At 71.7% G+C, this 6,192-nt stretch carries 4 protein-coding genes and 1 pseudogene; 4 read left to right on the forward strand and 1 reads right to left on the reverse strand.

Annotation, left to right across the window (positions count from 1 at the left end; translation table 11 throughout):
* From FV223_RS31900 to FV223_RS31905, 4 genes and pseudogenes are all read left to right on the forward strand, one after another.
* Positions 1–885: pseudogene (locus tag FV223_RS31900) on the forward strand (DNA polymerase Y family protein); the annotation flags it as partial.
* Positions 882–4,205, forward strand: a complete 3,324-nt coding sequence (locus tag FV223_RS17740) for an error-prone DNA polymerase (protein ID WP_246689716.1) — start codon at positions 882–884, stop codon at positions 4,203–4,205. The pseudogene FV223_RS31900 and the gene FV223_RS17740, both read left to right, overlap by 4 nt.
* Before the next feature lie 53 nt (positions 4,206–4,258).
* On the forward strand, positions 4,259–4,696 hold the full coding sequence (locus tag FV223_RS17745) for a hypothetical protein (RefSeq protein ID WP_147728264.1): 438 nt from the start codon (positions 4,259–4,261) through the stop codon (positions 4,694–4,696).
* Positions 4,697–5,194: 498 nt separating this feature from the next.
* Positions 5,195–5,389, forward strand: a complete 195-nt coding sequence (locus FV223_RS31905; protein ID WP_244033570.1) for a hypothetical protein — start codon at positions 5,195–5,197, stop codon at positions 5,387–5,389.
* 9 nt (positions 5,390–5,398) lie between these two features.
* Here FV223_RS31905 and fae read toward each other — a convergent pair whose 3' ends face one another.
* Positions 5,399–5,938 (reverse strand): formaldehyde-activating enzyme, encoded by a 540-nt coding sequence (gene fae, locus FV223_RS17755; RefSeq protein ID WP_147728265.1) that lies wholly within the window; start codon positions 5,936–5,938, stop codon positions 5,399–5,401.
* Positions 5,939–6,192: the final 254 nt, after the last annotated feature.

Genomic DNA, 6,192 nt, shown 5'->3' on the forward strand with positions numbered 1-6,192 from the left:
CGCCTCGACCAGGCGGCCGGGTGCCGGCCGGAGCCGCTCGTCCCGGTCACGGAGCCCGTGCGCTACGGCGCCGCCCGCGGCTTCCTCGATCCGATCGGCAGCCAGGAGATCATCGTCGCCACGGTGCGGCGGCTGATGGCCGAGATCGCGCCGCGCCTGGAGGCGGACGGGCTCGGCGCCCGCGGCTTTCGCCTGTCGCTGCACCGGGTCGACGACGTGGTGCGCGCCCTCGACCTCGGCCTGTCCGAGCCGAGCCGCAGCCCCGACCACGTCGCGCGCCTGCTGCAGCTTCGGCTCGAACGGCTCGGCTCTGGCCTGGATGCCGGCTTCGGCTTCGAGACGGTCCGCCTGGACGTGTCCGCCACCGGCCCGATGCCCGGCCGCCAGGCTACCCTCGCCACCGGCCCCGCCCCTCAGGACGACCGGACCGCCGGCCTCGCCGACGCCCTGCGCCAGCGCTTCGGCCGACCCGTGATCCGCCTGAGCCCCCGTGCGAGCCACGTGCCCGAGCGCGCCGACCGCATCGCCCCCTGGGACACCGAACCTTGGCGCATCGAGCGCGTCGTCCTGCACTGGCCCGATCCCGATGCCGGCATCGGTCCCCGGCCGCTGGTGCTGTTCGACCGCGGCGAGGCGGCCGAGGACGTGATCGCCCTGGTGCCGGAGGGGCCGCCGCGCCGCTTCCGCTGGCGCTCCCGCCTCCATCGGATCGCGCATTCGGAAGGGCCGGAACGGATCGCGCCCGAATGGTGGCGCGAGTCCGGCGTCCCGCGCGACTACTACGTCGTCGAGTGCGAATCCGGCCGCCGGCTCTGGCTCTACCGCGACGGCCCGAACCTGGCCGACCGGCCGGCCGCCTGGTTCGTGCACGGGCTGTTCGCGTGACGGCGGCGGCTTACGCGGAACTGGCCGTCTCGACCAACTTCTCGTTCCTGCGCGGCGCCTCGCATCCGCAGGAATACGTCGAGCAGGCGATCGCCTACGGGCTCCGCGCCATCGGCATCGCCGACCGCAACACCCTCGCCGGGGTGGTCCGCGCCTATGCGGCGGCGCGGGTGAAGCCGGAGCGACCGGGCGCGAAGGACATCTGGAACATCCCGTTCCTGCCGGGGGTGCGGCTCGTCACCGAGGACGGGTTCGAGGCGGTGACCTACCCGATGGATCGGGCGGGCTACGGCCGCCTGTGCCGGCTGCTGTCCTCGGGCAACCGGCGGGCGCGCAAGGGCGAATGCCGCTTCTCCTTCGCGGAGATGCTGGAGGCGGCCGAGGGCCAGGTCTTCATCGCGATGCCCCCCGGCCGGCGGCTGGTGCCGCCCGCGGCCTTCTCCGCCCGGGTCGAGGCGCTGGCGGCCGCCGCCCCCGGAAGGGTCTGGCTCGGTGCCAGCCACCGCCACCGCGGCGACGAGCGCCGGCGTCTCGGCCTCCTCGCCGAGCTCGGGCATCGCCTCGGCGCGCCGATGGTCGCGGTGTCCGACGCGCTCTACCACCATCCCGACCGGCGACCGCTGCAGGACGTGATCGCCTGCATCCGCGAGGGCTGCACCCTCGCGGATGCCGGCTACCGCCTGGAAGCCAACGCCGAGCGCCATCTCAAGCCGCCGTCGGAGATGGCGCGGCTGTTCGCCGACCATCCGGAGGCGCTCGCCCGCACGGTCGAGATCGCGGAGGCCTGCGGCTTCTCCCTCGGGATGCTGAGCTACGAGTACCCCGAGGAGCCGGTGCCGCCGAACCGGACGCCCCAGGACTACCTGGAGGAACGGGTCTGGGACTGCGCGCGCTGGCGCTTCCCCGAAGGCGTCCCCAAGGACATCGAGAGGACGCTTCATGGGGAGCTCGCCCTCATCGCGAAGATGAACTACGCGCAGTACTTCCTCACCATCCGCGACATCGTGGAGTTCGCGCGCGGCCGGGGCATCCTGTGCCAGGGCCGCGGCTCGGCCGCCAACTCCGCCGTGTGCTTCTGCCTCGGCATCACCGCGGTCGACCCGACCCAGATCCGCCTGCTGTTCGCCCGCTTCATCTCCGAGAACCGCGACGAGCCGCCCGACATCGACGTCGACTTCGAGCACGAGCGCCGCGAGGAGGTGATCCAGTACCTCTACGGCAAGTACGGCCGCGAGCGCGCGGCGATCTGCTCGACGGTGATCCACTACCGCCCGCGCTCGGCCATCCGCGAGGTCGGCAAGGTGCTGGGGCTGACCGAGGACATCACCGCCTCGCTCGCCGAGACCGTGTGGGGGTCGTGGAGCAAGGACCTGCCGGACAAGCACGTGGCCCAGGCCGGCCTCGATCCCGGAAACCCGGCGATCCGGCAGGCGGTGGACCTCGCGGTCTCGCTGATCGGCTTCCCACGGCACTTGTCGCAGCACGTCGGCGGGTTCGTTCTGACCCGCGGGCGGCTCGACGAGACCGTGCCGGTCGGCAACGCCGCGATGCCCGACCGCACCTTCATCGAATGGGACAAGGACGACATCGACGTGGTCGGCCTGATGAAGGTCGACGTGCTGGCGCTCGGCATGCTCACCTGCATCCGCCGCGGGCTCGATTTCCTGGCCCGCGACTACGGCCTCGACTACCCGACCCTCGCCGACCTGCCGCCGGAGGAGCCGGAGGTCTACGCGATGCTGTCGAAGGCCGATTCCGTCGGCGTGTTCCAGGTCGAAAGCCGGGCGCAGATGTCGATGCTGCCGCGGCTGAAGCCGAACGCATTCTACGACCTCGTGGTGCAGGTCGCGATCGTCCGCCCCGGCCCGATCCAGGGGGACATGGTGCACCCCTACCTGCGGCGGCGGTCGGGTGCCGAACCGGTGGAATACCCGGCCCCCCACCCCGATCACGGGCCGGCCAACGAGTTGGAGAAGGTCCTCGAAAAGACCTTCGGCGTGCCGCTGTTCCAGGAGCACGCCATGCAGATCGCGATCACCGCGGCCGGCTTCACCCCGGCCGAGGCCGACGGCCTGCGCCGGGCGATGGCGACCTTCCGGCACGTCGGCACGATCGGCGGCTTCGAGGAGAAGTTCATCGGCGGGATGACCGGACGGGGCTACCCGAGGGACTTCGCCGAGCGCTGCTTCGCGCAGATCCGCGGGTTCTCCACCTACGGCTTCCCGGAGAGCCATGCGGCGAGCTTCGCGCTGCTGGTCTACGCCTCGGCCTGGCTGAAATGCCGGCACCCGGACGTGTTCCTGGCCGCGATCCTCAATTCGCAGCCGATGGGCTTCTACCAGCCGGCGCAGCTGGTGCGCGACGCCCGCGCCCACGGCGTCGAGGTGCGCGGGCCCGACGTCAACGCCAGCGACTGGGACTGCACCCTGGAGCCGGCCGCGGAGGCTCCCCCGCCCGGGGTGCCGAAGCGGCTCGCGGTGCGGATCGGTCTGCGGCAGATCACCGGGCTGCCGCAGGCTGCGATGCGCCGGCTCGTGGCGTTGCGGGCCAACGGCTATGCCAGCATCGAGGGCCTGCAGGCGGCCTTGGCGCTGCCCCGCAACGCGCTGGAGCGGCTGGCCGAGGCCGACGCGTTCCGCTCCCTCGACCTCGACCGGCGGGCGGCCCTGTGGATGGTGCGGACGCTGGAGGGCGGTCGCATCGCCAAGCCCGTGCCGGACGAAGCCCTCGGCCGGCGCGCGCACCTGCTGGAGGCGCCGTTGCCGCTCTTCGCCTTCCATGCCGACGACGGGCTCTTCCGCGACGAGCCGACCGTGGCGCTGCCGCCGATGCCGGCTTCCGAGCAGGTGGCCGAGGATTATTCCGCCACCGGGCTCTCGCTGAAGGGCCACCCGGTCGCGTTCTTCCGCGCCCGGCTCGCCCGGATCGGCGCCGTCCCGGCCCGCGAGCACCACGATCCGGGCTTTCCCCAGAACGGCCGCGTCACCGTGGCCGGGCTGGTGCTGACGCGGCAGCGGCCCGGCACCGCCAAGGGCGTGGTGTTCCTGACCCTCGAGGACGAGACCGGCATCGCCAACGTCATCGTCTGGAAGAAGGTGTTCGAGGCCAACCGCCGCGCCGCGATGAACGCCCGCTTCCTCGCGGTGCAGGGCCGGGTGCAGCGGGCCGAGGGCGTGGTCCACCTCGTCGCCGAGCGGTTCCGCGACCTGACGGAGGAGTTGCTCGAGCTTCGCACCGGCGGCGTGCGCCTGCCGCCCGAGACCAACGATTTCGGGGCTCCCACCGACCGGCGGACCTATCGCAGCCGGGATTTCCATTGAGGGCGCCGCGCGCCGAGCCTCGACAGCCGACCGGCTGCGCGTATGGTGCGGCCATGCTTCGCTTCGCCCTCGCCTGCCTCCTGCTGATCCCCGCCGCTGCCCGCGCCGACGAATGCGACGGCCTCGCTCAGAGGATCGCCGCCGCCACAGGCGGCAAGGTCGGGCGCCGCGCCGGCCCCAGCATCGACATCCGGGTGCCCGGCGCGATCAAGCTCGACCTGACCTGCCGGGCCGAGCCGATCGTCCAGGCGAGCTCCGGCGAGACGACGCCGTCGGCCGCCTTCTTCCGCGACCTGTCGATCGCCTCCGAGCTGCTCGTCGGCGAGTCGGCCGGCGCGGTCCAGGCCATCATCGCCACGGCGCATGCCACCGCGCTCTCGGAGCGGCGCAAGTCGTTCGTCCAGCAGAACGGCTGGTCGGCGAGCTGCTACACCGACAGCACCGGCTCGATCCGCACCCTCTGCTCGGTCGGCCGCATCCCGCCGGGCTGACATGCGCTTGACCGGTCGTGCGGCCGGGCCGATCTCTCTCGCAGACGTTCTCGGCACGGAGCCCATCATGCCCGCCTTGCTGACGGATGCTTCCCGCCTCAACGCGCATCGAAGCTTCTGGGACTTCGTCGCGTCCCGCCCCGACGAGGAGAAATAGAAACTCATCGAAGGGCGTTTCGTCATGCAGGCGCAGCCGAGCATCGATCATCAGATCATCGCCGGAAACCTCGACCGGCGGCTGAGCGAGGACCTCGAACGGATCGGCTCGGACCGGGTGGTCCTGCAGAACCCGGCGATCGACCTGCGGCCGGTGATCGAGGGGAACGCCTACGTTCCCGACGCCGCCGTGATCGATCGATCCGACGTCGAGCCCGGCCGAAGCGTTTCCGGGACCTGCTACCTCGCGCCGAGATCATCTCCACCAGCGACCGCCGGAAGCCCTCGGGCTCGAACCGCGGGAAGATCGCGATCAAGCTGGCAGGCTACCAGGCCCTGCCGATGTGCGAGGTCGTCCTGCTGATCGAACAGCGGGTCGTCGCGGTGACGCTCGCCATCCGCGACCCGGGCGGCTGGATCACGCGACGCCTGACCGATCCCGGCGAGCGCCTGATCCTGCCCGCCGCCGGCCTGGATTGCCGGGTCGTCGACCTCTACGCGCGCACCTCCCTGGCACGCGCGCGGAGGACGGCCTAAGCGTTCGCATCAGTACTCGACGACGTCCTCGAGCGCGTAATGCTTCACCGTCTTGCGGTTGGCGATCAGCTCCTCGATCGTCGGCTCGCCCCGCATGGCCCGGCCGATGGCGAGCTTCGTCGCCTCGTAGTTTGTGCGGTAGAGGTCCTTGCGGTCCACGTTCGGATCGGCGCCGCAGCGCTCGTCGAGCCAGATCATGATGATCATGCACAGCTCGTCCAAGCCGTCCTTGGGCAGGATGCCCTCGATCACGCAATCGACGATCGCGTCGCCGGTCGCGGCCTGAACCACGCCGCCGAGAAGCTCGGCGTATTCCGCGGTGTGGATCGTGACCTTCGTGGTCATCATCGTCGCCGGGCGCACGAGCTGGTTGAGGTCGCGCACCACGAACATCCGGGTGTGGCCCTGCACCTGGCCCATCATGCCGGCGAAGGCCTGGCCGACCGGGCCCCGCGTCGAGCCGATCAGCACCTCGGGCATCGCGTCGGTGTATTGCCCCTCGGCGGCGAGCACCGTCGCCTCGCCCGTGCGGAACCAGATCTCGGACATGTCTCTCGGCCTTGGAAGCGGCGCCCCGGCGAGGCGCGGTCGGCCGCGCAGACATCATCCCCGGAGGGCTTCGTCAACCGCCGGACCGGGCGGCCGCCTCGATAAAGCCCGGCGCCGGCTCTGGCCTCCGCGGGCGCGATCGGTCATGCAGGACGGCGACCGAACGGGAATGCACGACGATGAGCGATCCGGAGCAGGAACCGGGCCCCGCGGGCGAACGCGGCTGGAGCCTGTCCGCGGGGCCCGGTTCCTGC

Origin of the sequence: Methylobacterium sp. WL116 (genome assembly GCF_008039455.1) — a bacterium.
GTDB lineage: Bacteria > Pseudomonadota > Alphaproteobacteria > Rhizobiales > Beijerinckiaceae > Methylobacterium.

Coding starts and splice junctions, on each gene's coding strand:
- FV223_RS17745 (WP_147728264.1), top strand. CDS start 4,259: ATGCTTCGCTTCGCCCTCGCCTGCCTCCTGCTGATCCCCGCCGCTGCC.
- FV223_RS31905 (WP_244033570.1), top strand. CDS start 5,195: ATGTGCGAGGTCGTCCTGCTGATCGAACAGCGGGTCGTCGCGGTGACG.
- fae (WP_147728265.1), bottom strand. CDS start 5,938: ATGTCCGAGATCTGGTTCCGCACGGGCGAGGCGACGGTGCTCGCCGCC.